Raw genomic sequence first — 24907 nt, 5'->3', positions numbered from 1 at the left:
AAAACATACTGACCGGGGAAATGCAACAATGTGCGCCATCGACGCGCACGGCGAGCGCCCGATCGCCCAATCCGGCGCGTTTTGCGCGCCGGCGAAGGTCGAATGGGCGGAATGCGGAGAATAGACGATGTATTTTGCGTCGTCACCGACGTTTAATTCGGACACGAAATCGGTTGATTATTGTCAATCAACATTTCGGCTGGGAACGATCCCACCATTTATTTATGCTCATTCTCCGAACAAAACCGACGAATTATCCGGCGACGCAAACCAGCGGTTGATATCCCGCCCGGGCACGGCAGCTTGCGTAAATGTAAACGTGCCCTCCTGCGCCATCTCCTTCGCCGCGCGCAGAAAGGCGCCGAGCGCGGCCCGCGCCAGCGCGCCGCCGACGCTCACGCGCTTCACGCCGAGCGCCGCCAGCGCGTCGAGGCTCAGCAATCCGCCCTGCAGCCCCATCACGACGTTCACGGGCGCGCCGACTGCCTGCGTCACCGCCGCGATGTCGTCCGCATCGGTGATGCCCGGCGCGTACAGCACGTCGGCACCCGCGTCGCGATAGGCGACGAGCCGCGCGATCGTGTCGGCGAGGTCGTGGCGGCCATGCAGGTAGTTTTCGCAGCGCGCGGTCAGCGTGAACGGGAACGGCAGCGCGCGTGCCGCAGCGACGGCCGCCGCGATGCGCTCGATCGCCGCTTCGCGCGCGTAGATCGGCGCGTCGGCGCGGCCCGTCGCGTCCTCGATCGAGCCGCCGACCGCGCCGGCCTCGGCCGCGAGCCGGATCGTTTCGGCCACCGTGTCGGGTGCGTCGCCGAAGCCGTTCTCCAGATCGGCGCTGACGGGCAGGCCGCCCGCGGCGACGATCTCGCTAATGTGATCGAGCATCGCGTCGCGGTCGATCGCATTGTCGGGCTGCCCTTTCGAAAACGCGTAGCCGGCACTCGTGGTCGCGAGCGCCTCGAAGCCGGCCATCGCGAGCAGACGCGCGGTGCCGGCGTCCCACGGGTTCGGGATGATGAAGGCGCCGGGACGCGCATGCAGGGCGCGGAAAGCTTCGGCTTGGCGGGCTTGCAGGTCGGAACGGGGCATCGCGGACTCCGGAAGGAAAGTGACGACTGAGCTTACGCCGGTCGTGCACGCGACGTTTCAGCATTCGCCGAAATGTCGTCGTGCGACGGGAAAAACCGGCTCGCCGGCGGTACGCCAGCAGCCGGCAACGCGCGGGCCGGCGCCGCCCCCTACCCGGCGCCGGCCCACGGTCGTTCAGATCGATGCGGTTGGCCCGCCGTCGATGCCGAGCAACACGTCGGTGACGGCCTCGGAGAAGCGCATCGCGCGACCGTCGATCAGCACGCCGTCCGGATTCGACGGGTCCCGCGCGGCTTGCGGCACGCCGTGCGCGAGCAGCACCCGCGCGCAAGCCTCCCAGTCGGACGCGCCGACATGCTCCGGTTCGTTGACGGATGCCCAGGACAACGTGCCGAGCGCATCGCTCCCGAACCCGTGCATGTCGCGCCAGCTCGCACCGTGCGCGAGCAGGAACGCCAGCAAGTCCGCGTCGCCACGGAACACCGCGTGATTCAGCGCGCTCGCATCCCAGTCGCCGCCCCGCGCGGCGATCGGCCACCCCAGTTCGACCATGACCTTCACCGCATCGCCCGAACCCCACGCGGCGGCGTCCGGCAGTAACCGCAGCTGCTCGCCGGACAGCGCGCCGGGCAGTTCGGGATGGCGCGCCTGGATGCGCCGCGCGTCGTCGGCGTCGGCGCGCGCGCAGGCCGCCACGAACGCGTCCACCGCGTCGAGCGGCTCTTCCGCGCCGGCCGCGCGCAACAATGCCGCGACGTCGGACAGCCCGGCCTGCATCGCCAGCCGGTACGCACTAACGCCTGTCGGGGTCCGCGCGCCGGGATCGGCGCCGGCCGCCAGCAGCGCGGCGACGTGGCGCGCCGAGCAGCGCACGCCGATCGCCCGCAACAGCGGCGCGCCCCAAGTCTGCGCCAACCCCTCGCCGGGCGGCTCGTTCGGGTCGCCGCCATGCGCGAGCAGCAGTTCGAGCGCATCCGCGTCGCGCATGTCGAACGCGCGCCGCAACGCATTCGTCCCGCCCACCCGCGCGCCGTGTTCGAGCAGCACGCGCGTACAAGCCGGATTCTCCACCGAGTGATACAGCGATTCGCCGTCGTTCGGGTTGGCACCGGCTTCCAGCAGCATGGCGGTGAGAACCGGATCGCGATTGACGCCTGCCGCGCCGTACAGGGCCGACAGCGGCTCCGCTTCGTCGGGCTCGGCGAGCGAAGCCGGCGGAAAGCGGTTGCCGATCCGCTGGTTCGGATCGGCGCCGGCATCGAGCAGAAGACGCGCGCAAGCACGCAGCCGGGCGGCAAACTCCGGAAGCTGCCCGAGCCGCGAATGGGTGACGGCGACCAGCGGCGGCAGCTTCAGCACGCCGCCGGCGCGCGCGATCCAGCCGGAATCGGCGGCCAGCGCCGCCTTCACGGCATCGAGATCGCCGGCCGCGCAGGCGACGGTCGGATCGCCCGCAACGAGATCGGGATGGTCGAGCAGCAATTGCGCGGCGACGCGCGGCCGGGGTGCGTCGTAGCCGCCGGTCACGTCGCCGCCGTAGGCCAGGTCGAGCCAGCGCCGGGTCAGCTCCGACCGCTGTTGCCCCGCCAGCGCATGCGTTTCGACGAACGCGCCGAGATCGGCCCATGACGCAAAACCGTACTCGCGCGCGACGCAGGATTGCGCGTCGTGCAGCCGGAGCCCGAGCGCGAGCGCTTCGTCGTGCGTGCGGTTCGCGGCAGCGGGGAGAAACCGGACAAAGCGCGCGACGGCCTCGGCGTCGCCCTGCCGGTACAGGCGCAACAATGCCTTGGCCTGCTTTTTCAGATGATCGGGATTGGCCTTGGGAGGCAACTTTTTCATGCGAATCCTCGTGCAGTGAATGGCCGAAGGTCCGCAATACCGCCAGCACAAAGGACAGGGGGAAAGCTGAATTTGCTGCGACAGGTGGGTTCAACCCTTTCCGCGGACCCGGAAGCGACCTGCATCGCTGACCGGTATCCTAGGCGACGGCCGGCGACGTCGTCAACCGCGCCGCGCCATGCGGCCGCGATGCTCAGCCCGCGAGCGTCTTCGTCAGGAAAATGCGCGTATGCCCGACCGGATAATCCGGCAACTCGCCGAAGCGGACATAGCCGCGTTTCTCGTAGAACGGCCGCGCCTGGAAGTCGAACGTGTCGAGCCACGCGCTGTGGCAGCCGCGCGCGACGGCTTCCGCCTCGGCCAGATCCATGATGCGCGTGCCCGCGCCCTGGCCGCGCGCGGCCTCGGGCACCACGAGCAGGTCGACATGCAGCCAACCGTATGCCGTGCTGCCCCACAAGCCACCGACCACCGCGCCGTCGCCATCGGTCACGACCACGGCCAGCGGACGGGCGTCGTTCGGGCCCGCCTGGCTTTCGTTGAACCGGATGAGCGGCGCGACGATCTGCTTGCGAACGTCCGCGTCGCCCGCGTCCGTCACCTCGTATGTGAACGTCATCGGTTGAATCCGCTTGAATCGACAATAGGGAAGCGTTGAAGCCGGTCGATCGGCGTCAAACGACGTAAGCGCCCTTCGCGTGCAGTTCGGCTTCCGTGCGCTCGAGCGCGGCGATCGCATCGCTGCCTTCGAGCGCCAGCAACTGCGCGACCAGCGCTTCGGCCATCGCGTGCGCGGCCACCAGCGACGGGAAAAACGACGGGCTGTCGTGCGTGAAGATCAGTTGCGCATCCGCGTGCAGTGCAATCGGCGACACCGCGCTGTCGGTGATCGCGACGATCCGGCTGCCCTGCGCCTTCGCGGCCTGCGCGACGCGGGTCGCTTCCGCCGAATACGGCGCGAAGCTGACGACGACGGTCACGCTCTGCTTCGCGATCGTCCGCAGTTCCATTTCGAGCGAGCCGGCCACGCCGTTGAGCAGCGACACGGTCGGACGGAACAGCCGGTAGCCGTACACGAAGCCGAACGCGACCGGATAGCACGAGCGAAACCCCGCGACGTGCACGTGCGACGCCTTGCGGATCAGTTTCGCGGCATCGGCGAGCGCGTGCTCGTTCTGCGCGGCAGTGGCCGACAGGTTGTGTTGTTGCGCGGCGAGCAGATCGTGCGCGAGCGACGCCTTCGCGTCGGGCCGCACGAGCGAGCGCGCCCGCTGCGTAAGCGGCTCGGGGCGCGTGCGCACACGCGCGACGCACAGGTCGCGCAACTCGTTCCAGCCGGGGAAGCCGAATTGCTGCGCGAGCCGCACGAGCGACGCGGGCTGCACCTGCGCGCGCTGGGCGACCTTGCGCATCGACGAGGTGGCGACTTCGTCGGGATGATCGAGGAGGAAGGCAGCGCCCGCCTGGAATTGCGGGCTCAGCTCGGAAAATTGCGCCCGGATCCGGGACGCGAGTTCGTCGAAATTGGCGGCCATCTTGGTGGGAACGGGAACCGGTCGTCCATGGTATCACCGGCCCCGCGCGCACCGGTCAGCGCAGCACTTCCACGTGATCGGCGTCGACCTTCACGCTGCCCGACCATTTGCGCTCGAATTCGCCGGTCACTTTCACTTCACTCTTGTCGCTGACGGGCTGGCCGGCCGTCCACAGCTTGTGGTCGATCTCGACGCGGATCGTGCCGGTCGCATCGGCGAATTCGTAATCCTCGCCGCCGACATGCTTGACGATGCGGCCCTGCAACTGCACATGCTGGTCGTCCTTGCCGTTCGCGAGCAGTTCCTTCACTGTCGTCGTGGTCAGCGTGGACGGCCCCGTGTATTGCGCGTAGACGGCGGCGGGCAGCGTGGCGAGTGCAACCGTCAGGATTCTGGCCAGGTGTTTCATGATCGTGGTCCTCTTCTTCGATGTGACGCCGCGCCCCGTTGGACGCGACGGCGCCAGATTACGGACCGTAAGATTAAGCAAACCTGAAGGCCGCTCGGGAGCGACGCGGTGCCGCATCGGACGCCTGCGCAAGCCCGCCGCGCGCCGCCCGCATTTAAGGTCCGCCTAAGACACGGGCGCTTATCATGGGAACCCCGGGTGCCACGGCGCCCCGTTGAAGAGACACCAATTCATGCGCGTATTGCTCGTCGAGGACGATCCGCTGATCGGCAGCGGGCTCGAACAGGGCCTCAAACAGGAAGGCTTCGCGGTCGACTGGGTGAAGGACGGCGACGCCGCGTCCCTCGCGCTGCGCGCGACCGGCTACGGCCTGCTGCTGCTCGATCTCGGGCTGCCGAACCGCGACGGCCTGTCGGTGCTCGCCGCGCTGCGCCGCCGCGACGAGAACCTCCCCGCGATCATCATCACCGCGCGCGACGGCGTGCCCGACCGCATCGCGGGCCTCGACAGCGGCGCGGACGACTATCTCGTCAAGCCGTTCGAGCTCGACGAGCTGCTCGCCCGCATCCGCGCCGTGAACCGCCGCCATGCGGGCCGCGCGCAGACGACGCTCGTGATCGGCCCGCTGCGGCTCGACCCGGTCAAGCACCTCGTCTGGCTCAACGACGACGAAGTGCCGCTGTCGCCGAAGGAGTTCGTGCTGCTGCACGAGCTGATGCGCGATCCGGGCGCGGTGATTTCGCGCGAGCAGTTCGAGGAGCGGCTATACAGCTGGGGCGAGGAAATCGAGAGCAACGCCGTGCAGGTGCATATCCACAATCTGCGCAAGAAACTCGGCCACGACATGATCCGCACGGTGCGCGGTGTCGGCTACCGGATCGGTGACGGCGCATGACGCGCATGACACGCATGCAACAGGCGATCGCGCGCTGGCGCAACGCGTCGCTGCGGCGGCGCCTGCTGACGTGGCTGATGCCGGCCGCGTGCGTGATCGGCCTCGTCGCGAGTGCGGGCACCTACTGGGGCGCGCTGCGCGAGCTGGACGACCTGCTCGACGACCAGATGCGCAGCATGTCGAAGCAGATCGTCGTCGGCCCGAACGGCGAGCTGTCGTTCAGCAACCACGCCAACGGCAAGCACGGCTTCGAGGCGAGCGACCCCGACGCGGTGCTGCTGCAAGTCTGGCGCAACGGCACGCTCGTGTATTCGACCGACCGCGATTCGAATCTGCCGCCGCCCGAGCAGAAAGGCATCGCGAGCGTCGACGTCGACGGCCAGCCGTGGCGCACCTATGTCACCGAGCGCGGCGGCACGACGATCCGGCTCGCGCAGGCCCGCCATGCCCGATGGGAAGCGATCGCGGGCATCGCAGTGCACCTGCTGTGGCCGGTGTTTTCGATGCTGCCGCTGCTCGCAATCGGCCTGTGGTTCGGCATCGGCGCGGGGCTGCGGCCGCTGCGCTCGATTGCATCCGGCCTCAAGCGCAGGAATGCGAACAATCTGGAACCGGTCGACGTCGGCTCGATGCCGAACGAAGTCCGTCCGCTCGCCGAAGCGATCAACGACTTGCTCGCGCGCCTCGACCGCTCGTTCACGCTGCAGCGGCACTTCATCGCCGATGCCGCGCACGAATTGCGCACGCCGATCATGGGGCTGTCGATCCAGTCGCAGTTGCTGCGGCGCGCGTCGACCGCCGAGGAACGCGAGCACATCCTCGCGCAGATCCATGCAGGCACGACGCGCCTCGGCCACCTCGCCGAGCAGTTGCTGACGCTCGCGCGCCTCGAGCCCGATGCGCAGGCGGCCGCGTCCGCGTCGGCGCCCGTCGATCTCACCGCGCTGTGCCGGTCGGTGGTGTCGGATCGCACGCGCGTCGCCGACGCGCACCGGATCGATCTCGGCGCGATCGTGTCGACGCCCGTGATGACGTCGGGCAATGCGGACACGTTGCGCGTGCTGCTGAACAACCTCGTCGACAACGCGATCCGCTATGCGGGCGACGGCGCGCGTGTCGATGTGTCCGCACGCATCGACGGCACGACGCCCGTGCTCGAAGTCGCCGACGACGGCCCCGGGATCCCTGAAGCCGAGCGCACCGACGTGTGGGAACGCTTCTATCGCGGCGAAGGCGCGCAGGCCGTCACGTCGTCGGGCAGCGGGCTCGGGCTGTCGATCGTCAAGCGGATCGCCGAACAGCATCGCGCGACGGTCGCGCTCGGCACCACGCCCGGCGGACGCGGGCTGACCGTCACGGTGCGCTTTCCGCTGCCGGCCTGACGCGCGCGACGCACGACGCGCGGTTTTCCACAGATTGTGTTGGCAAGCTTGTGGACAACCTGCCGTTAACGGCACCAAGCCATTGATCGGAAAGGGTTTGCCAGTCGTGCGCGGCAAATGCGCCAGCCCGGATCGGCTACGCACGCGGTTCAGTTGTCGTCGACGATCCGCTCGATCCGCAGGCCGGTCGAGGTTTCGAGAATGCTGGCGTGCTGCTCGACGCGGCAATACAGACGCCCCTTCGGATAGTCGTCCGGCCTGGGGCGCGTGCGATCCTCGACATGAACGACGACGGTGCCGCCGCTCGGATACGCACCGACTTGTTCGCCCATGTAATAGAGCTGGCCGTTCAACTGGTAATAGCCGTGCCCCAGATACCAGAACGAGTCCTTCTCCGTCGCAATCGGCTGGTGCCCGAGGTAGATCGCGTTGCCCTTCCTGACGATCGGGTAGAACAGCAAGCCGATTTGCGGTTCGATGACGGTGTAGTGATGGGCACGGATATCGTCGAGCACCTTGTCGCGAAGTTCGTCGCTCAGGTAGGTGCTCCGGCCGAAATACTCGGTGTGATGGTACGCAGGCTGACAGGCATGCGCGCTCGTGCCGCACGCCGCCGCGATCAACGGTACGGCGATCGCTTTCCAGATCGTTCTCACTAATTTCTCTCCCGGTTCTTTATTGTCGGCCCGCCATCCGGCGCGGCAAATGTTACCGGTGCCGGATCGCGTCGCCAGTTTACCGGCCCGCTTTCGTTCAGGGATGTCCATTCGTCTAATTGACAACCAGTTGTCCAATGCGTAAAGTAGTTGTCAATTCATTCCGTATATCGAACATGACGAAATCCGCGAAGTTAACCGCCGTCGCGCTGTCCGTATTCCGCTTGAACGGCCTGCTGATCGAATGGGGCAACACCTTTGCGGGGCCGCACGGCCTGACCAGTGCGCGCTGGCAGGTGCTGGGCGCCATCTCGCTGGCGCCGGACGCCCCGAACATTCCGCAGATCGCCGACGCGATGGGCATCACGCGGCAGGCCGTGCTGAAACAGGTCAACGTGCTGACCGACGAAGGGCTGGTGCAGTCGCTGCCCAACCCGGCGCACAAGCGCTCGCCCCTGTACGCGCTGACGCCTCGCGGCGAGGCGGCCTACCAGGCCGTGGTCGAACAGTGGCAACAGCATGTCCGCGACATCGCCGGCGACTTCAGTTCGACTGACCTGGATGCGGCGATCCGCGTGCTGTCGGCGATGTCCCGCGCGCATGGTGCCGATGCACCGGCGTGAGCGCGCAATCGCCCCCTCCCCCTTACCCGAAGGAGTTCCCATGCCTCATTTCAAGCCGATGGATCCGGCCTTTCCGATCCAGCAACAGATCGCCATCGACGCGGAGCCGGTCGTCCTCGTCAACGTGTTCACGTTGGCCGCCGCCGACGAAGCGGACTTTCTCGCCGTGTGGAAGGACGACGCCGAATTCATGAAGCGGCAGCCGGGATTCATCTCGACCCAGTTGCATCGCGCGCTAGGCGACAGTCCGACTTACCTGAACTACGCGATCTGGGAATCGACCGACGCGTTTCGCGCGGCCTTCACGCATCCGGAGTTCGTCGCCAAGCTGTCGGCCTATCCGTCGTCCGCCGTCGCGAGCCCGCACCTGTTCCAGAAGGTCGGCGTGGCCGGTATCTGCACGGCGTGAGGGCGTGCGTGAATCGGGGCAACGCGTGGCATTCGCGGGTGGGTTGCGCTGCGCTCGCGCACCCCGACTTCTCCACAGAAAATGTTGGCAAGCTTGTGGATATCCTGCGCACCGCAACGCTAAGCCCTTGATCCGATGGACTTTGGCACGCGTGATGCAGACGAGGCCCCGGTGATGGCCAGCACCTGCACCGCATCGCCGCACTTCGCATCACGACGCCACGACGATGCGCGCCGCAGCCGGTTCAAACGTGCCCGCCATGCGCAGCGCCACTTACCCACAGATTTTGTTGGCAAGCTTGTGGATATCCTGCGCAAGCCTGCGCTAACTCGTTGATCGGGCTACGGTTCATGCGCGGCGTCACGGTTGCGGCAACGTGCTGCCCGAGCGTGCGCGCCGGCGGACGATCCCGCGCAACAGCAGCGCATCACCGCCGCCTTGACGCTCGCGCCTGCCACGCGTCAAGATCACGCGAGCCGCACGCAGGCGCGCATCGCCGGCTTCGCGTGACGGCTCAACGGCCCGGCCGTTCCGCCGGCGCCGCACCACGACACCTCACTCCGAGGAAGACCATGGAACACTTCACTGCGTGGCAGCTGGTCGTCTCAATCGTGCTGGTCGCCGTCGTCATCTATCCGTACGTCCGCATCGTCCGGCGCACCGGGCATTCGGGCTGGTGGATCCTGACGATGTTCGTCCCGGTCCTGAACTTCATCATGTTGTGGGTGTTCGCGTTCGCGCGCTGGCCGACCGTCGACGATCGGCAGCCCTGATCGTCGTTACCGCGACCGCCAGGCTTGTCCACAGATTTTGTTGGCAAGCATGTGGATAGCCTGCGCATACCGCGACCAAGCGCTTGATCCGAAAGACTTTGTCCGCGCCGCTTCAAATGCGGCACGCGGCCGGGAAAGTGCCGCTCACACGCCCATTCAGCATGTGGCGTGGTGCGTTCCGCGCGTGCGAACCGGCTTGTCCACAGATTGTGTTGGCAAGCATGTGGATAGCCTGCGCATACCGAGGCCAAGCGCTTGATCCGAAAGACTTTGTCCGCGCCGCCTCAAACGCGGCACGGCGGCCCGCACCACGCCGGATGCGGCCGCGCGCGAGCTTGTCCACAATTTTTGTTGGCAAGCATGTGGATATCCTGAGCATGCGTGACCTAAGTCGTTGATCGCACAACGTTTGATCGCGCCGGTCACGGCTGCGGCACGGCCTGCATGCGGGTTGCCTCACGCACGCCGCGCCGTCCCGCCTCAACCCAATGCCTGGACCACGATGCGCGCGACCGACGCGATCACGTCTTCCTTCGCGCGTGCATCGGCGCTCGCCTGCGTGTAGTACACGATCAGCGCGATCGGCGCACGCGACGGCGACCACACGACACCGGCGTCGTTGGTCGTCCCGTAATCGCCGGTGCCCGTCTTGTCGGCGACCGTCCACCCGGCCGGCACGCCGGCACGAATCCGCTTGTCGCCGACCTTGTTGCCGCGCATCCACGCGACGAGCTGCGCGCGCTGCGCGGCCGGCAGCGCACCGCCGAGCATCAGTGCGTTCAGGCTCGCGGCCATCGCGGCCGGCGTCGTCGTATCGCGCGGGTCGCCCGGCACCGCGTCATTCAATTCGGTCTCCCATCGATCGAGCCTGAACGTGTCGTCGCCGATCGAGCGCGCGTAGGCCGTCACCGCCGACGGGCCGCCGAGCAGCTTGATCAGCAGGTTCGCGGCCGAGTTGTCGCTGTACTGGATCGCGGCCTCGCACAGCGCGGCAACCGTCATGCCGTCGTCGACATGCTTCCCCGACACCGGCGAATAGTTGACGAGGTCGGCCTTGGTATACGTCACGCGCTGTTGCAGCAACGCCGGTCGATCGACGCTCTGCGCCAGCACCGCCGCGCTCAGCATCGCCTTGAACGTGCTGCAGAACGGGAAGCGCTCGTTCTGGCGATGCTCCACGCGCCGGCCGCTCGCGATGTCGATCGCGCACACGCCGAGGCGGCCGCCCGCGCTGCGTTCGAGCACCGCGAGCGCATCGAACGTCTCCGCGTCGCGCGAGGCCGCCGTAGCCGCTGCCACCGCGGCGGCGGCGTCGCTCGACGGGTCCGGTGCAGCAGTCTGCCGCGACGCGCACGCGGCGACGGTCAACGCGAGCGGCGCCGTCGCAGCGGCCAGCAACAGGGTTCGACGTTTCGATGAGTAGGTCATGTCGGTTGTCTCGTGGTGGAATGTGAGCGAAATGGTGTTGAACGCGCCCGGCCGGCGAGACAGCACTATCGGGACTTTACGGTTGCCTGACAAGCAACGATAATTGAGCGCTGACAAAAGAATTTCTTATGACTAAGCTCCGTCCTCATCTTCCGCTCAATGCGCTGCGCGCGTTCGAATCGTCGGCGCGTCACCTGAACTTCACGCGCGCCGGCCTCGAGCTGAGCGTGACCCAGGCCGCGGTCAGCCAGCAGGTGCGCTCGCTCGAGGAGCGGCTCGGCTGCACGCTGTTCACGCGGCTGCCGCGCGGCCTCGGGCTCACCGACGAGGGGCGCGCGCTGCTGCCCGTGCTGAGCGACGCGTTCAGCCGCATCGAGACGGTGCTCAAGCAGTTCGACGGCGGGCGCTTCCACGAGGTGCTGACGCTCGGCGTCGTCGGCACCTTTGCCATAGGCTGGCTAATGCCGCGCTTGAAGCAGTTCGGCGATACACACCCGTTCGTCGAGCTGCGGATGCGGACCAACAACAACGTCGTCGACCTCGCCGCCGAGGGCCTCGACTTCGCGATCCGCTTCGGGGAAGGCAACTGGCCGACCACGCGCAACGAGCGCCTGCTCGACGCCCCACTCACCGCGCTGTGCGCGCCGGACATCGCGCGGCGCCTCTCGCAGCCAGCCGATCTCGCGAACGAAACGCTGCTGCGCTCGTACCGCATCGACGAATGGCACGGCTGGTTCGATGCCGCGCAGCTTGCGCCGTGGGCGGTCAACGGGCCCGTATTCGATTCGTCGCGGTTGATGGTCGAGGCTGCGATGCAGGGCGCGGGCGTCGCGCTCGCGCCGGCGTGCATGTTCGCGCGCGAACTGCAGCTCGGCCTGCTCGCGCGGCCGCTCGACATCGACGTGCGTGCCGGCGGCTACTGGCTCACCTCGCTGAAGTCGAAGCCGCTCACGCCGGCAATGACGCTCTTTCGCGACTGGATCGTGGCCGAAGCGGCCGCGACGGCGCCGGCCGAATGACCCGGCCCGGTTTGTCCACAGAAAGTGTTGGCAAGGATGTGGATATCCTGGGTACCCGGGACCTAAGCCCTTGATCGCGCACGAATTAGCGTGCGGACACAGACATCGGGCAGCCTTGTATTCACGGGCTTCGCGAGCCGGCCTCAGGCGGCCCGATCCTCAACTGTCGCGACGCAATCGATTGCGAGTTGTCCACAGAATATGTTGGCAAGCCTGTGGATATCCTTCCGATGCGGCGCGTAACACCCTGATACAAAAGGGGATTCAATACATGGACCTTGCAAGGTCAACCCTGTGGCACCGCCGGCGCTTTCGTCCGGCCCGCGCCACCCCCGGCTCGGGGCCGGACGGTTCTCCACAGATTGTGTTGGCAAGCTTGTGGATATCCTGCGCACCGGCCACCTAACTCATTGAGCGCACGGGGTTTTGTGCTTCATCTACAGAATCGGGCAGCCCCGGCGCAGCCCGTGCGGCACGCGCCGGAGCCATCCAGCCATCAATGCCGGTCGAGCCCGCCGCGCAATTCGCTCGCCTTGTCGCGCAGCGCCTCGTAACCCGAGCGCGCATGCTCGGGCAGGTCGGGATCGCCGATCAGCGCGCCGAGCGTTTCGATCAGGCTGAACAGGATGCCCTTCGCCGCGCCGACCGCGATGCTCTGCGATTCGATCGACTTGTGCAGGTGGTCGACCGCCGCTTCCAGATTCTCGAGCTTGTGCTCGCTGTCGTCGGGCCGGTTGTCGGTCGTCATCGTCTACCTCCGCCATCGTTCAAGGGTCATGTCACGATTCTATGCCGCTGCGCGCGAACGTGGCGCGACATCGCGCAACGTTCGCGCAGCGCCGCGCTACAGCACCGCGACCACCTTCACGCGGCCCGGCTGCTCCGCCGACGCGACAACCTGGCCGTCGACACGGCGGAACGTGAGCGACACGGTTTCGTCACCGACGCGCAACGCATCGATCCGCAGCCAGTCGACGCCTTCCGGCAGCGCCGGGCGCTCGACGCGCACCTCGTGGCGCGACGCGTCGATGCTCACGCCGAGGCAGGCCTGCAGCATCATGAACGGCGCGCCGGCCGCCCACGCCTGCGGCAGGCAAGCCACTGGATACGCGGTCGGCGGTTCGCCGCGCCGGCGCGGGAACCCGCAGAACAGCTCGGGCAGGCGCATCTCGAAGCTCACCGCCGCCTCGAACAGCGCGCGCAGCAGGTTCACCGCGGCGGTCTTGTCGCCGTAGCGCGCGAGCCCGCGCGCGATCAGCGCATTGTCGTGCGGCCACACCGAGCCGTTGTGATACGCCATCGGGTTGAAGCGCGGCTGGCCGGCCGCGAGCGTGCGGATGCCCCAGCCCGTCTGGAACAGCGTCGAGCCGAGCACACCGGCGACCGCCGCGCCGCGCTCGGCGTCGGGCAGCCCGAACGCGAGCAGGTGCCCCGCGTTCGATGCGAACACGCGGCACAGATCGCCATGACCGTCGAGCGCGATGCCGTAGAAATCGCCTTCCGGCATCCAGAACAGCGCATCGACCTGCTCGCGCAGCGTCTTCGCGCGTAGTGCATAGCGTGTCGCGTCGGCCGCGTGGCCGCGCCGGTGCGAACACATCGACATCGCATCGAGCGCCGCGCACGCATACGCCTGCACTTCGACGAGCGCGATCGGGCCGTCCGGGAAGCGGCCGTCCGCGTGGAACACCGAATCGTGGCTGTCCTTCCAGCCCTGGTTCGCGAGGCCGCGCTCCGACGTGCGCTGGTAATCGAGCAGTCCGTAAGGATTGCGGTCGCACTTGTCGATCACCCATTGCGCGGCACGCTCGAGCGCGGGCCACAGCTCGTCGATCAGCGCATCGTCGCCGGTGCGTTCGACATACGCGCCCGCGAGCACGATGAACAGCGGCGTCGTATCGACCCCGCCGTAATACAGCGCGAACGGCACCTCGCCCGTCGCGGCCATCTCGCTGCGGCGGAACTCGTGCATGATCTTGCCGGGCTCCGCATCGCGGAACGCGGAGGTCTCGCGCGCCTGGTGCTCGGCCAGGAAGCGCAGCACGCCGCGCGCGAGCGACGGCTGCAGCCACAGCATCTGCAAGGACGTGATCACCGCGTCGCGGCCGAACGGCGTCGAGAACCACGGAATGCCCGCATACGGGTACGGCCCCGTGTCGAGCTGCGTCGTGAGCAACCCGAGATCCGCGAGCGAGCGGTCGAGCCACGCGTCGAACAGCGGATTGCCGGTGTTCACGCGCGCCATCGATTCGCGCCGCGCACGCATCTCGCGGTGCACGCCGACGAGCGCGGTGCGCAGCGCGACACGGCCGCATCCCGGCCCTTGCGCGTGCACCGGGCCGAGCGTCGCATCGACGGTCAGGTAGATCGACACGCAGGCCTGCGCGGCGATCGTCAGCGTGTAGTCGGCACGATCGACCGACAGCGCGTCGGGTGCCGGCGAAAAATGCACGGTCACGTTGCGCTCGACGCTGTCGAGGCCGTCGTAGCGCATCCGCACCGCGCCCGCGTCGACGCGCGGCGCCACCACGGTGCCACGCTTCGGGCGCTGCGTGCCGCGCACTTCGAACATGTCCTTGAAATCGGCCGCGAACGACAGCGACAGCGGCACCTCGGCTTCGCTCGCGCCGTAGTTCGTCAGCGTCAGCGCTTCGTAAAGCACGTCGCCCGCGAGCACGCGCATCCGCTCGATGTGGATCACGCCCTCGGGCGTTTCGTGGCCCCCGAGCGGCGGCAGCGGGCGGTTCGTCAGGTGTGCGGTGAACGATGCGTTGTCGGCGCTCGTCGCGCCCGACAGCAGCGACGGCGCGCGGCCGCCGAAGGTCAGGCGCCACTTCGACAGCACGCGCATGTCGTCGACGAACAGGCCGTCGTCATGGCCGCCGATGTCGCCGAGCGCGTCGCTGACCACGAACGCATCGCCGGATTTCAGCACGTACTGGTTGTTGCGCGCCAGGGCCTGCGGATCGGCTTCGGGGGCGATGAATGCAGGGCCCGACGTCGGGGTCGGGGCAGCAGGCGCGACTTGCGGCGCCTGGGTCGTCGTGGCTTCAGCGTGATTCGGCATCGATGCTCCTGTGTCGGGTCGCAACGCGCGGCGCGTCGCGTGTTTGCCACAGGATAGGACAGAACGGGGGACGTGCGCAGCGAGGAAAAAGACGCGATGCCAGGCGACGTTGTCGTCGCCGCATGGCATCGCGCGGGCACGTCAGGCGCTGGTCAGAACTTCCACAGGATGTTGCCGAGAATCGCGTTGTCGCGCACGCCGCTGCCGTACTGGCCGCTGTACGTGAGGCCGAGCGTCAGGCGCTTCGTGATGTTCGCGTCGATGCCGGCCTCGAGCACGGCGCTGTCGCGAGCAATCGGCACGCCCGATACCTGGAACGACGTGCCGCCATTCGCGAACGTGAACGACGACGACGGACTCACGTTGCCGAACGCATGCCGCCAGCCGACCGTCCCGCGCGCGGTGAACGTGCCGCTCGCGATCGAGCCGAGCTGCGACGCCGCGCGCAAGCCGAGCGTCGAGAAGCCGACGTGGGTCGTCTCGCCGCCGGCGCGCAGCGCGGCCGCGCCACCGGTTTCCGTGTAGCCGTCGGTATGCAGGTTCACATACGCGAGGCCCGCGAACGGTTCGATCGCCACGGGCCCGACCGGCAGCGCGTAGCCGACTTCGCCGAACACCTGCGCCGAATTCGCGTCGTAGCCGGCCGAATCGTGATCGGAGAAGCCCGCGAAGCCCGGCGAACGGTCGCTGTTGATCCGGTACCACGTGTACGACGCGCCGCCGCGCACGCCGAGTGCGCCGTACTGCGCGCCGCCGTACAGCGACAGGTAGTAGCTGTTCACCGACGCCGACGAACTCTGGTCGTTGTCGAGCGAGCTGTGCGTGACACCCGCGGCCAGGCCTGCGCGCCACTTGTCGTTGAGCGCCATGTCGGCACCGGCGATGAAGCCCGTCATGCTGCGGTTGATCGTCGACGCGTTGCCGTCGCCGGTGAGCCGGCTGCGGCCGCCGAACGCCTGCCCCCAGACGACCGGCTGGTAAGGCGTGCCGCCGTAGCAGCCGTCGCGCGAGCCGATCCGGCGTTCCGGCGGCAGCGTCGGGTCGGCCGCGCCGGCCGTGTTGTCGCCGCACAAGGCGGCGCCGCCCGACGACAGCGCGGCGAGCGGGCCCGATCCGGGCGCGAGGCCCTGGCGGACGCGATCCGTCACCGCGTCGCGCACATAGCGGCTGTCGAGCAGCAGCATGCTCTTCAGGCTCGCCTGAATTTCACCGTCGAGCAGCCCGTATGCACGGCGTGCGGTCGCCACGTCGGTCGTCAGTACTGCGTCGTACAGCGGATTGCCGGCGCCGAGCCCGCCGAGCGCGGCGGCGACCGCACGCTGGTTCGGCGTCGTCGCGACGTCGGGCAGCGACGTGCCGTTCTGGACCAGTCGCAGGTACACGTGATTCGGGTCGTAGCTGAGCGTCGGCATCAGGAACGCGTAATTCGCATTCACCTGGCTGAACGCGCCCTGCACGCCCGACGCCGCGGTCACGATCGTGTAGGTCGTGCCCGGCTGGTAGGCGCTCTGGTTCGCGAGCACCTGCACGGCGCCGCCGTTCAGCGTCGCCGTGCCGCTTGCCGCAAGGCTGCCGCTTTGCTGCGGCGACGCCGCGACCTGGAACGTCGAGCCCGGCTGGAACGTGACGTTGCCGCCCACGTTCAGCGCCGCGCCTGGCTGCAACGCGGCCGCCGTCGCGCCGCCCTGCACCACGAGGCCGCCGATCGTGCCGGTGCCCGTGACCGTCGCGCCGTTCTGCACGGTCACGGTCGACTGGCCGAGCGACCCGTTGACGGCGAGCGTGCCCGCGCTGACCGTGGTCGGGCCGCTCAGCGTGCTGGTACCCGTCAACGTCAGTTGCCCGCTGCCGGCCTGCGTGAGCGAACCCGCACCGGACAGCACGCTTGCAAGCGTCACGTTGCCGGATTGATTGACGATCAGCGCGCCGTTGTCGACGACATTGCCGGCGATGCTGCCCGACGTGCCGCCGTTGCCGAGTTGCAGCGCGCCGCCGGCCGCGATCGTGGTGCCGCCCGTGTACGTGTTCGCGCCCGTCAGCGTCTGGATACCGGTGCCGGCGATCGTCACGCCGCCTGCACCGCCGATCGTCCCGCCGAACGTGCCGTTGCCGCTTCCGTTCAACGTCAGCGCATTGGCGCCGAGATTGACGGTCGCGCCGGCCGCGCCGTTCAACGTGCCGATCGTCTGCGCGCCTGTCGCCCCGCTCGCGTCGAGCGTCGCACCCGCGCCCGCGAGATTCACCGCGCCCGTCGATGCGAGGCTGCCGCCCGCGCCGAGCGCCAGCGTGCTGCCGCCGTTGATCGTCGTGCCGCCCGTGTAGGTGTTCGCGCCCGTCAGCGTCTGCGTGCCGGTGCCGGCGAACGTCACGCCGCCCGCGCCACCGATCGCGCCGCCGAACGTGCCGTTGCCGCTGCCGTTCAGCGTGAGCGCATTCGTGCCGAGCGTCACGTTCGTGCCGGTGCTGCCGCTCAGCGCACCAATCGTCTGTGCGCCCGTCGCGCCGCTCAGGTTGAGCGTCGCCCCCGTGCCGGCGAGATTCACCGCGCTGCCCGACGCGAGGCTGCCGCCCGCGCCGAGCGCCAGCGTGCTGCCGCCGTTGATGGTCGTGCCGCCCGTGTAGGTGTTCGCACCCGTCAGCGTCTGCGTGCCGGTGCCCGCGAACGTCACGCCGCCCGTCCCGCCGATCGCGCCGCCGAACGTGTTATTGCCGCTACCGTTCAACGTGAGCGCATTCGCGCCGAGCGTCACGTTCGTGCCGGTGCCACCGGACAGCGTGCCGATCGTCTGCGGGCCCGATGCGCCGCTCAGGTTGAACGTCGCGCCCGTGCCCGCCAGATTCACCGCGCTGCCCGATGCGAGGCTGCCGCCCGCGCCGAGCGCCAGCGTGCTGCCGCCGTTGATGGTCGTGCCGCCCGTGTACGTATTTGCGCCCTTCAACGTCTGCGTGCCGGTACCCGCGAACGTCACGCTACCGGTGCCGCCGATCACGCCGCTGAACGTGCCGTTGGTGCTGCCGTTCAACGTCAGCGCATTCGCCCCCAGGTTCACGTTCGTGCCGCCGATGCCGTTCAACGCGCCGATCGTCCGCGGACCCGATGCGCCGCTCAGGTTGAACGTCGCGCCGGCGCCCGCGAGATCCACTGCACCCGTTGCGGCCAGGCTGCCGCCCGCGCCGAGCGCCAGCGTGCTGCCGCCGTTGATGGTCGTGCCGCCCGTGTACGTGTTCGCACCCGTCAGCGTTTGCGTGCCGGTGCCCGCGAACGTCATGCCGCCCGTGCCACCAATCGCACCGCCGAACGTGTTGTTGCCGCTGCCGTTCAGCGTCAGCGTATTCGCGCCGAGCGTCACGTTCGTGCCGGCGCCGCCGGACAGCGTGCCGAGCGTCTGCGGTCCCGATGCGCCGCTCAGGTTGAACGTTGCGCCCGTGCCGGCAAGCGTCACCGCACTGCCCGACGCGAGACTACCGCCCGCACCGAGCGCCAGCGTGCTGCCGCCGTTGATCGTCGTGCCGCCCGTGTACGTGTTCGTGCCGGACAGCGTTTGCGTGCCCGTGCCGGCGACGGTCAGGCCGCCGGTGCCGCCGATCGTGCCGCTGAAATTGCCGCTGGCGGTCCCGCCCAGCGTCAGGCCGTTCGCGCCGAGGTTCACGGCGGAGCCGGCGACACCGCTCAGCGCGCCGATCGTCTGCGCGCCCGACGCGCCGCTCAGGTCGAAGGTCGCGCCCGCACCGGCCACGTTCACAGCGCCCGTCGCCGACAGGCGGCCGCCGGCACCGAGCGCCAGCGTGCCGGCGTTGATCGTCGTGCCGCCCGTGTAGCTGGCCGCGCTCGTCAGCGTCGTCGTCGCCGCGCCGTTCTTCACGAGGGCACCCGCGCCGGTAATGCCGCCGTTCAACGTGAGCGCGTTACTGCCGCCAAGTGTCAGCGTCGCGCCGGTGCCGAGATTGACTGCGTTGTTGACCGACAGGCTCGCGCTCGTGTCGAGCGTCGCCGCGCCGCCGACGTTCAGCGCGCCGCCTCCGAGCGCACCGCTGTTGCCGAGCACCAGGCCGCCGCTGTTCAGGTTCGTGCCGCCCGTATAGACGTTCACGCCCGTCAGCGTCTGCGTGCCGGTGCCGGCCAGCGTCAGGCTGCCCGCCCCGCCGATCACGCCGCTGAAGGTGCTGCTGGCGGTCCCGCCCAGCGTCAGCCCGTTGCCGCCCATGTTGACGATCGTCCCCGCGACACCCGACAGCGCACCGATCGTCTGGGCAGTGGTCGCCGTGCTCAGGTCGAGCGCCGCGCCCGCGTTGGCGAGGTTCACCGCGCCGGTCGCCGCCAGGCTGCCGCCCGCGCCCACCGCCAGCGTGCCCGCGTTGATCGTCGTGCCGCCCGTGTAGGTGTTCGCGCCATTCAGCGTCGTGGTCGCCGGGCCATTCTTCACGAGTCCGCCCGCGCCGGAAATGCCGCCACTCAACGCGAGCGCATTGCTGCCGCCCAGCGTCAGCGTCGAGCCGTTCGCCAGATTGACCGCGTTGGCGACCGACACACTCGTGTTGGTGTCGAGCGTCGCGGTGCCTGCGACGTTCACCGTGCCACTGCCGAGCGCGCCGTTGTTGCCGAGCACGACGCTGCTGCCGCTGTTCAGGTTCGTGCCGCCCGAGTAGGTGCTCGCGCCATTCAGCGTCTGCGTGCCGGTGCCCGCCAGCGTGACGCTGCCGGTGCCGCCGATCACGCCGCTGAAGGTGCCGCTGGCGGTCCCGCCCAGCGTCAGCCCGTTGCCGCCGAGGTTCACCGCCGAGCCGGCGACGCCCGACAGCGCGCCGATCGACTGCGCATGGGTCGCGGCGCTCACGTCGAGCGTCGCACCCGCGCCGGCCAGGTTCACCGCGCCGGTCGCCGCGAGGCTGCCGCCCCCGCTGATCGCCACCGTGCCCGCGTTGATCGTCGTGCCGCCCGTGTAGGTGTTCGCGCCCGTCAACGTCGTGGTCGCCGCACCGTCCTTCACGAGACCGCCCGCGCCGGTGATGCCGCCATTCAGCGTGAGGGCGTTGCTGCCGCCCAGTGTCAGCGTCGAACCGGTGGCGAGATTGACTGCATTGTTGACCGACAGGTTCGTATTCGTATCGAGCGTCGCCGCGCCGCCGACGGTCAGCGCGCCCGTGCCGAGCGCCGCGTCGTTGCCGAGCACGAGGCCGCCGGCATTCAGCGTCGTGCCGCCGGTGTAGTTGTTTGCCCCCGACAGCGTCACGGTCGCCGCGCCGTTCTTCACGAGACCGCCGCCGCCCGAGACCGTGCCGCTCAACCCGAGATTGGTGCTGCCGGCAAGCGTCAGCGTCGTGCCGGTGGCGATGTTGACGCCGTTCGCGAGCGACACGTTGGTGGTCGCATCGAGCGTCGCCGGACCGTTGACGTTCACCGCGCCGCCGCCGAGCGCCGTATTGCTGCCGACGACGAGGTTGCCGCCGTTCAGGTTCGTGCCGCCCGTGTAGGTATTCGTGCCGGACAGCGTCTGCGTGCCGGTGCCCGCGAGCGTCACGCCGCCCGTGCCGCCGATCGAGCCGGCGTACGTCGCATTGCCGCTGCCGTCCAGCGTCAGCGAATTGCCGCCGAGGTTCACGTTCGTGCCGGCCGAACCCGCCAGCGCGCCGATCGTCTGCGTGCCCGACGCGCCGCTCATGTCGAACGTCGCGCCCGCGCCGGTCAGGTTCACCGTGCCGGTCGCCGCGAGGCTGCCGCCCGCGCTCAGCGCGAGCGTGCCGCTGTTGATCGTCGTGTCGCCGGTGTAGGTGTTCGCGCCGCTCAGCGTCAGCGTCGCCGCGCCGTTCTTCACGAGGCCGCCGTTGCCGTTGATGCTGCCGGCCAGCCCGAGATTGTTGCTGCCGCCGACCGTCAGCGTCGTGCCCGTGGCGAGATTGACCGTGTTGTTGAGCGTCGTGTTCGTACTCGAATCGAGCGTGCCCGAGCCGTTGACGTTCAGTGCGCCGCTGCCAAGCGACGCGTTGTTGCCGACGACGATGCCGCCCGCGTTCAGGTTCGTGCCGCCCGTGTAGTTGTTCGCGCCGGACAGCGTCAGCGTGCCGCTGTCGATCTTCGTCAACGCGCCGCCGCCCGATACCGTGCCCGACAGCGTGAGCCCGGTCGCGCCCTGCACTGTCAGCCCGCCCGCGTTGAGCGTCACGTTGTTGCTGACATTGAGCCCGGCGGTACCTGCCTGCAGCGCACCGCCGTTGCCCGTGATGGTGCCGGTGCCGAGCGACGCGTTGTTGTTGATGATCGCGGTGCCGCCGCTCAGCGTCGCGTCCTGCGCGGTCGACGCACCGTTGATCGTCCAGCTGCCGCTCTGGACGTTCAGGTGATTGAAGTTGATGTAGTTGTTGGCCGCGATCGTGCCGTTCGCACCGGCCCCCTGCTGCAGATTGAGCGTGTTGTCGCCGCCCGCGCCGCCATCGACCGTGCCCGTCGCCGCGACGCCGAGCGTGACCGGGCCGACCGTGATGTTCAGCGCGCCCCCGGTGCCGCCCGCCGTGTTGACCGACGAGCCCGTCACCGCGGTGAACGAGTTCGTGCTGTTCGCGCCCATCGACACGCTGCCGTTGATCGTGCCCGAGTTGACGAACGAGTTGCCCGCCCCGGGCGTGCCGTTCGAACCGAGCGACACGCGGCCGGTGATCGTCCCGCTGTTCGTCATGTTGACCGTGGCGCCGCCGTATGCGGCGACCACGGGCGCATCCGCGCCGGCGAGGGTCGCGCCGACCAGCGCATTCGAGCCGATCGTGCCGGTGTTGTTGATCGTCGACGTGCCGCCGGTGCCGTTCTGGACCGACAGCGCCATGCCCGTCACGCCGCTGATCGCCACGCCGGTCGAGCCGTTCATCGTGCCGTTGTTGATGACGGTGGTGCCGGCACTCGCCGCCGAGTTGCCGATCACCGCGCCGCTCGACAGCACACCGAGCCCGGTGCCGAGCGCCGACGGGTCGATCGTGCCGTTATTGGTCAGCTGGGTATTGTTGCCCGTCAGCGACATTGCGGTGCCACCGACGCCGAGCAGCACGCCAACGCTCGCGCCGGCGTTGACGGTCGCGTGAATATTGTTCGCGCTGTTCGAATAGCTCGGCGCCAGCGGGTTGGCGACCCCGGAACAGGTCACCGTGGTGCCCGCCGTGCTGCAGGTCGCATAGGCGGGCACGATACCGGCGCCGGACAGCGCCAGGAAAATGCCCGTCGGCAACAGCAATTTCGGAAACGGCTCGCCGGCTTTTTTCGAACGCGCAAGATTCATGCTTTTCCTCGTTATTGGCTCGTTATTGGAATGGGCATTACCGTGAAACGAAACGATCCGCCGCAGAAAATCTGCGGACAAAAGCGTGCACCCCGGCTGTCGCGATGCGACGTCGGTTAATTCATGGACGAATCTTTATTTGGCCCTGAAAGGCAGGCGTGAAACTAGTCGAACGACATGTCGGTGGCCCCTGTATTTCTGCAGCGATTTTCTGGTTGATTTGATTACCGCCCGGCTTTTTGTCAGACAAGGCTAGTTCAAAAAAACAGGCTTTTCCAGTCGATCTTTTCCCTTTTGGATCAGGGTGCAGCGAGTGCGCATTTTTTACTTATCGGAGCGCTTCAGACAGGTAATTCCGTATGCCGTTTGTCAGCCATTTCGATATTTATGAAAATCGAACGGGATCGATATCTCCGTAAAAACACTGATATCAGTGCGATTATCCCCGTCGCCTATTGCAACGCAATATCTGTACCGCGGGAAAATATCGAAACGAGATAATCCGCACGCGATCATTCATCAGACAAAACCATATCTGACATTTACTCGATCCTTTCGATTTCCATCGCACATCGATCGAAAGCCCGCATCCCTTACGAAAACAGGCTCATCAGATAAAGCATCGGCCGGAACGAAACGGGCCGTGCATCGGGATTCACCCACAGCCGCACCGCGTACACGGCGTACGCCGGCACTTCACGCCAGCTCGAATAGACATCGCGCAACTGGAAACGGCGCGGATACGCGGCGGAGATGTCCGCCCGCGCGATACCGACGCGCTCGAACGCGAGGCGCGCCCGTGCGAGGTGGTAATACTGGCTGACGATCAGCACGCGCGACTGGCGGTGCGCCTGCAGGTACGCGAGGGTGTGCTGCGCAGTCGCGAGCGTGTTGTCGCCCTGGTCGTCGACGGTGATCCGGTCCGCCGGCACGCCACGCGCCACCAGATAGTCGCGCATCGCGGTCGCCTCGTTCAGCCCGGGGCCGTCGATCGCGCCGCTGACGAGGAACGCCGGGCACTGCCCCGTGCGGTAGCAGCGCACGCCCACGTCGAGCCTGGCCGCGAGCACGGGCTTCGGCGCGCCGGCCTCGTCGAGCGCGTTGCCGAAGATCACGGCGACGTCGGCCGGCTCGCTCGGCATCCGCATCCCGTACGCGACGAGCGCAACGGCCGCGGCGATCCAGAGGCAAGCGATGACGGCCAGCAGGCGGCCCATGCGGGCAAACAAGCCCCGTTTGGTGTGGTTTTTCAAGGTTTCGGTCTCTCAGGTCGTCGGGCGTAGCGGCTTGCCCGGCCCCGGACGGGCGCGTAACGCTAGCATGGTGCGCGTTCGGGTGTCCACGCGCCGACCGATGCCGACAGGCGGACGGCAAATCAACCGGAGAAACGTGCCCGGCGAAGCGGGGACGCAATAGGGAGATCGAAGGAATGTGAATGGCCGCGCCGCGATGCACGGCCCGGCACGACGCGGATCAGTCGATCGGGCACATCGTGAGCCGCCCCATCGCCTCGCCCGCGCCGCGCACCGCGCAGGTGGCCGGCTCATCGGCGATCCGGGCGACGAGCCCCGTCTCGTCGTACAGCAGGCGTTCGAAATCCGCGAGCAGCGCGCCGCCGCCCGTCAGCACCACGCCGCGATTCGCGATGTCGGTCACGAGCTCGGCCGGCGCGTTCTCCAGCACCGACTTCACCGCGCCGATCACCTGCTTGAGCGGCGCGACCAGCGCGTCCGCCACATCGTGGTTGGACAGCTCGATCGAGCGCGGCAGGCCGTCGCCGACACCCCGCCCGACCGCGCGCGTCGACCGGCGCGGCACCGCGGTGGTGGCCGAACCGATCGTCTGCTTCACGTGCTCGGCCGTCTGTTCGCCGAGCAGCACGCCATACAGGTTGCGCACATGGTTGACGATCGCCGCGTCGAACTGGTTGCCGCCCACGCGAATCGCTTCACGGTAGACGATGCCGCCGAGCGCGATCACCGCGACTTCGGTCGTCCCGCCACCGATATCGACGACCATCGAGCCGACCGGCTCGGTCACCGGCAGGCCCGCGCCGAGCCCGGCCGCCAGCGATTCCTCGATCAGTTCGACCTCCGATACACCCGCGGCGAACGCCGCCTCGCGGAGCGCGCGGCGCTCGACGGCCGTCGCATCGGACGGCACGCACAACGTGACCTCGACGCGGCGGCCGAAGCGCGAACGCGTGCGCGACATGTCGATGAAGCTGCGGATCATCTGCTCGGCCGCGTGCGCGTCGGCGATCACGCCGTGCCGCATCGGCCGCACGGCTTCGAGATGCCCCGGTTCGCGGCCGAGCAGCGCCTTCGCGAGCTCGCCGACGGCCTCGAGCGTCGGCCGCGCGTCGGTCGCACCGGCACCGGCCTTGCGGAAGCAGACGACCGACGGCTGGTTCAGCACCACACCGCGCTCGTGCGTATAAATCCGCGTACTCGCCGTTCCAGGGTCGATCGCAACGGGTTGCGCAAACAACTTTCCGAACAGCGGTGTCGACATATCA

Annotated in this window: 18 protein-coding genes; 6 read left to right on the top strand and 12 right to left on the bottom strand. The window is 68.3% G+C overall.

Going from position 1 to position 24907, the window contains the following annotated elements:
* Window positions 1-228: 228 nt before the first annotated feature.
* From BCEP18194_RS26650 to BCEP18194_RS26630, 5 genes are all read right to left on the bottom strand, one after another.
* A complete protein-coding gene (locus BCEP18194_RS26650; RefSeq protein ID WP_011354381.1) occupies window positions 229-1089 on the bottom strand; it encodes an isocitrate lyase/PEP mutase family protein in 861 nt (286 codons plus the stop codon).
* Window positions 1090-1263: 174 nt separating this feature from the next.
* Window positions 1264-2931, bottom strand: a complete 1668-nt coding sequence (locus BCEP18194_RS26645; RefSeq protein ID WP_011354380.1) for an ankyrin repeat domain-containing protein — start codon at window positions 2929-2931, stop codon at window positions 1264-1266.
* A gap of 193 nt (window positions 2932-3124) precedes the next feature.
* Complete coding sequence (locus BCEP18194_RS26640) at window positions 3125-3550, bottom strand: GNAT family N-acetyltransferase (protein ID WP_011354379.1); 426 nt, start codon at window positions 3548-3550, stop codon at window positions 3125-3127.
* A 55-nt stretch (window positions 3551-3605) separates the two neighbouring features.
* Complete coding sequence (locus BCEP18194_RS26635) at window positions 3606-4466, bottom strand: MurR/RpiR family transcriptional regulator (RefSeq protein WP_011354378.1); 861 nt, start codon at window positions 4464-4466, stop codon at window positions 3606-3608.
* A 55-nt stretch (window positions 4467-4521) separates the two neighbouring features.
* A complete protein-coding gene (locus BCEP18194_RS26630) occupies window positions 4522-4875 on the bottom strand; it encodes a YgiW/YdeI family stress tolerance OB fold protein (protein ID WP_011354377.1) in 354 nt (117 codons plus the stop codon).
* 232 nt (window positions 4876-5107) lie between these two features.
* Between BCEP18194_RS26630 and BCEP18194_RS26625 the strand changes: the two genes are divergently transcribed.
* Both BCEP18194_RS26625 and BCEP18194_RS26620 read left to right on the top strand, forming a co-directional pair.
* A complete protein-coding gene (locus BCEP18194_RS26625; RefSeq protein WP_011354376.1) occupies window positions 5108-5770 on the top strand; it encodes a response regulator in 663 nt (220 codons plus the stop codon).
* A gap of 5 nt (window positions 5771-5775) precedes the next feature.
* The gene (locus BCEP18194_RS26620) at window positions 5776-7152 is read left to right on the top strand and encodes an ATP-binding protein (protein ID WP_041493482.1); all 1377 of its coding nucleotides are present in this window, start codon (window positions 5776-5778) and stop codon (window positions 7150-7152) included.
* A 149-nt stretch (window positions 7153-7301) separates the two neighbouring features.
* On the opposite strand, the gene BCEP18194_RS26615 is transcribed toward BCEP18194_RS26620, so the two are convergent.
* Window positions 7302-7808, bottom strand: coding sequence for a hypothetical protein (locus BCEP18194_RS26615; protein ID WP_041493215.1), 507 nt, complete (start codon window positions 7806-7808; stop codon window positions 7302-7304).
* 176 nt (window positions 7809-7984) lie between these two features.
* Here BCEP18194_RS26615 and BCEP18194_RS26610 point away from each other — a divergent pair, with 176 nt between their 5' ends.
* The 3 genes from BCEP18194_RS26610 (at window position 7985) to BCEP18194_RS26595 (ending at window position 9613) form a co-directional block, all read left to right on the top strand.
* Entirely contained in the window at window positions 7985-8431 is a 447-nt protein-coding gene (locus BCEP18194_RS26610; RefSeq protein ID WP_041493214.1) for a MarR family winged helix-turn-helix transcriptional regulator, read from the top strand.
* 40 nt (window positions 8432-8471) lie between these two features.
* Complete coding sequence (locus BCEP18194_RS26605; RefSeq protein WP_011354372.1) at window positions 8472-8840, top strand: antibiotic biosynthesis monooxygenase family protein; 369 nt, start codon at window positions 8472-8474, stop codon at window positions 8838-8840.
* Between the two features lie 572 nt (window positions 8841-9412).
* Entirely contained in the window at window positions 9413-9613 is a 201-nt protein-coding gene (locus BCEP18194_RS26595) for a membrane protein (RefSeq protein WP_041493212.1), read from the top strand.
* A 480-nt stretch (window positions 9614-10093) separates the two neighbouring features.
* On the opposite strand, the gene blaPEN-bcc is transcribed toward BCEP18194_RS26595, so the two are convergent.
* On the bottom strand, window positions 10094-11041 hold the full coding sequence (gene blaPEN-bcc / locus BCEP18194_RS26590) for a PEN family class A beta-lactamase, Bcc-type (RefSeq protein WP_011354370.1): 948 nt from the start codon (window positions 11039-11041) through the stop codon (window positions 10094-10096).
* A 128-nt stretch (window positions 11042-11169) separates the two neighbouring features.
* Here blaPEN-bcc and penR point away from each other — a divergent pair, with 128 nt between their 5' ends.
* Window positions 11170-12060, top strand: coding sequence for a beta-lactamase transcriptional regulator PenR (gene penR / locus BCEP18194_RS26585; protein WP_011354369.1), 891 nt, complete (start codon window positions 11170-11172; stop codon window positions 12058-12060).
* Between the two features lie 496 nt (window positions 12061-12556).
* Here the strand turns inward: penR and BCEP18194_RS26580 are convergent, their stop codons facing one another.
* The 5 genes from BCEP18194_RS26580 to BCEP18194_RS26560 form a co-directional block, all read right to left on the bottom strand.
* The gene (locus BCEP18194_RS26580; protein WP_011354368.1) at window positions 12557-12808 is read right to left on the bottom strand and encodes a hypothetical protein; all 252 of its coding nucleotides are present in this window, start codon (window positions 12806-12808) and stop codon (window positions 12557-12559) included.
* Between the two features lie 96 nt (window positions 12809-12904).
* Window positions 12905-15127 (bottom strand): amylo-alpha-1,6-glucosidase, encoded by a 2223-nt coding sequence (locus BCEP18194_RS26575; protein WP_011354367.1) that lies wholly within the window; start codon window positions 15125-15127, stop codon window positions 12905-12907.
* Between the two features lie 152 nt (window positions 15128-15279).
* Entirely contained in the window at window positions 15280-22389 is a 7110-nt protein-coding gene (locus BCEP18194_RS26570; protein WP_041493211.1) for an autotransporter-associated beta strand repeat-containing protein, read from the bottom strand.
* Window positions 22390-22982: 593 nt separating this feature from the next.
* Entirely contained in the window at window positions 22983-23642 is a 660-nt protein-coding gene (locus tag BCEP18194_RS26565) for a YdcF family protein (RefSeq protein WP_041493210.1), read from the bottom strand.
* A gap of 220 nt (window positions 23643-23862) precedes the next feature.
* Entirely contained in the window at window positions 23863-24903 is a 1041-nt protein-coding gene (locus BCEP18194_RS26560; RefSeq protein WP_011354364.1) for a rod shape-determining protein, read from the bottom strand.
* Between the last annotated feature and the right edge of the window lie 4 nt (window positions 24904-24907).

It is taken from the genome of Burkholderia lata (genome assembly GCF_000012945.1).
Lineage (GTDB): Bacteria > Pseudomonadota > Gammaproteobacteria > Burkholderiales > Burkholderiaceae > Burkholderia > Burkholderia lata.
This window is presented reverse-complemented; position numbering and strand designations above follow the sequence as displayed.

Excerpts from the sequence above, each read along its gene's own strand:
- blaPEN-bcc (WP_011354370.1), bottom strand. The coding sequence starts at position 11,041 with ATGACCTACTCATCGAAACGTCGAACCCTGTTGCTGGCCGCTGCGACG.
- BCEP18194_RS26610 (WP_041493214.1), top strand. The coding sequence starts at position 7,985 with ATGACGAAATCCGCGAAGTTAACCGCCGTCGCGCTGTCCGTATTCCGC.
- BCEP18194_RS26575 (WP_011354367.1), bottom strand. The coding sequence starts at position 15,127 with ATGCCGAATCACGCTGAAGCCACGACGACCCAGGCGCCGCAAGTCGCG.
- BCEP18194_RS26635 (WP_011354378.1), bottom strand. The coding sequence starts at position 4,466 with ATGGCCGCCAATTTCGACGAACTCGCGTCCCGGATCCGGGCGCAATTT.
- penR (WP_011354369.1), top strand. The coding sequence starts at position 11,170 with ATGACTAAGCTCCGTCCTCATCTTCCGCTCAATGCGCTGCGCGCGTTC.
- BCEP18194_RS26625 (WP_011354376.1), top strand. The coding sequence starts at position 5,108 with ATGCGCGTATTGCTCGTCGAGGACGATCCGCTGATCGGCAGCGGGCTC.
- BCEP18194_RS26570 (WP_041493211.1), bottom strand. The coding sequence starts at position 22,389 with ATGAATCTTGCGCGTTCGAAAAAAGCCGGCGAGCCGTTTCCGAAATTG.
- BCEP18194_RS26640 (WP_011354379.1), bottom strand. The coding sequence starts at position 3,550 with ATGACGTTCACATACGAGGTGACGGACGCGGGCGACGCGGACGTTCGC.
- BCEP18194_RS26580 (WP_011354368.1), bottom strand. The coding sequence starts at position 12,808 with ATGACGACCGACAACCGGCCCGACGACAGCGAGCACAAGCTCGAGAAT.
- BCEP18194_RS26650 (WP_011354381.1), bottom strand. The coding sequence starts at position 1,089 with ATGCCCCGTTCCGACCTGCAAGCCCGCCAAGCCGAAGCTTTCCGCGCC.
- BCEP18194_RS26595 (WP_041493212.1), top strand. The coding sequence starts at position 9,413 with ATGGAACACTTCACTGCGTGGCAGCTGGTCGTCTCAATCGTGCTGGTC.
- BCEP18194_RS26605 (WP_011354372.1), top strand. The coding sequence starts at position 8,472 with ATGCCTCATTTCAAGCCGATGGATCCGGCCTTTCCGATCCAGCAACAG.
- BCEP18194_RS26645 (WP_011354380.1), bottom strand. The coding sequence starts at position 2,931 with ATGAAAAAGTTGCCTCCCAAGGCCAATCCCGATCATCTGAAAAAGCAG.
- BCEP18194_RS26630 (WP_011354377.1), bottom strand. The coding sequence starts at position 4,875 with ATGAAACACCTGGCCAGAATCCTGACGGTTGCACTCGCCACGCTGCCC.
- BCEP18194_RS26560 (WP_011354364.1), bottom strand. The coding sequence starts at position 24,903 with ATGTCGACACCGCTGTTCGGAAAGTTGTTTGCGCAACCCGTTGCGATC.
- BCEP18194_RS26620 (WP_041493482.1), top strand. The coding sequence starts at position 5,776 with ATGACACGCATGCAACAGGCGATCGCGCGCTGGCGCAACGCGTCGCTG.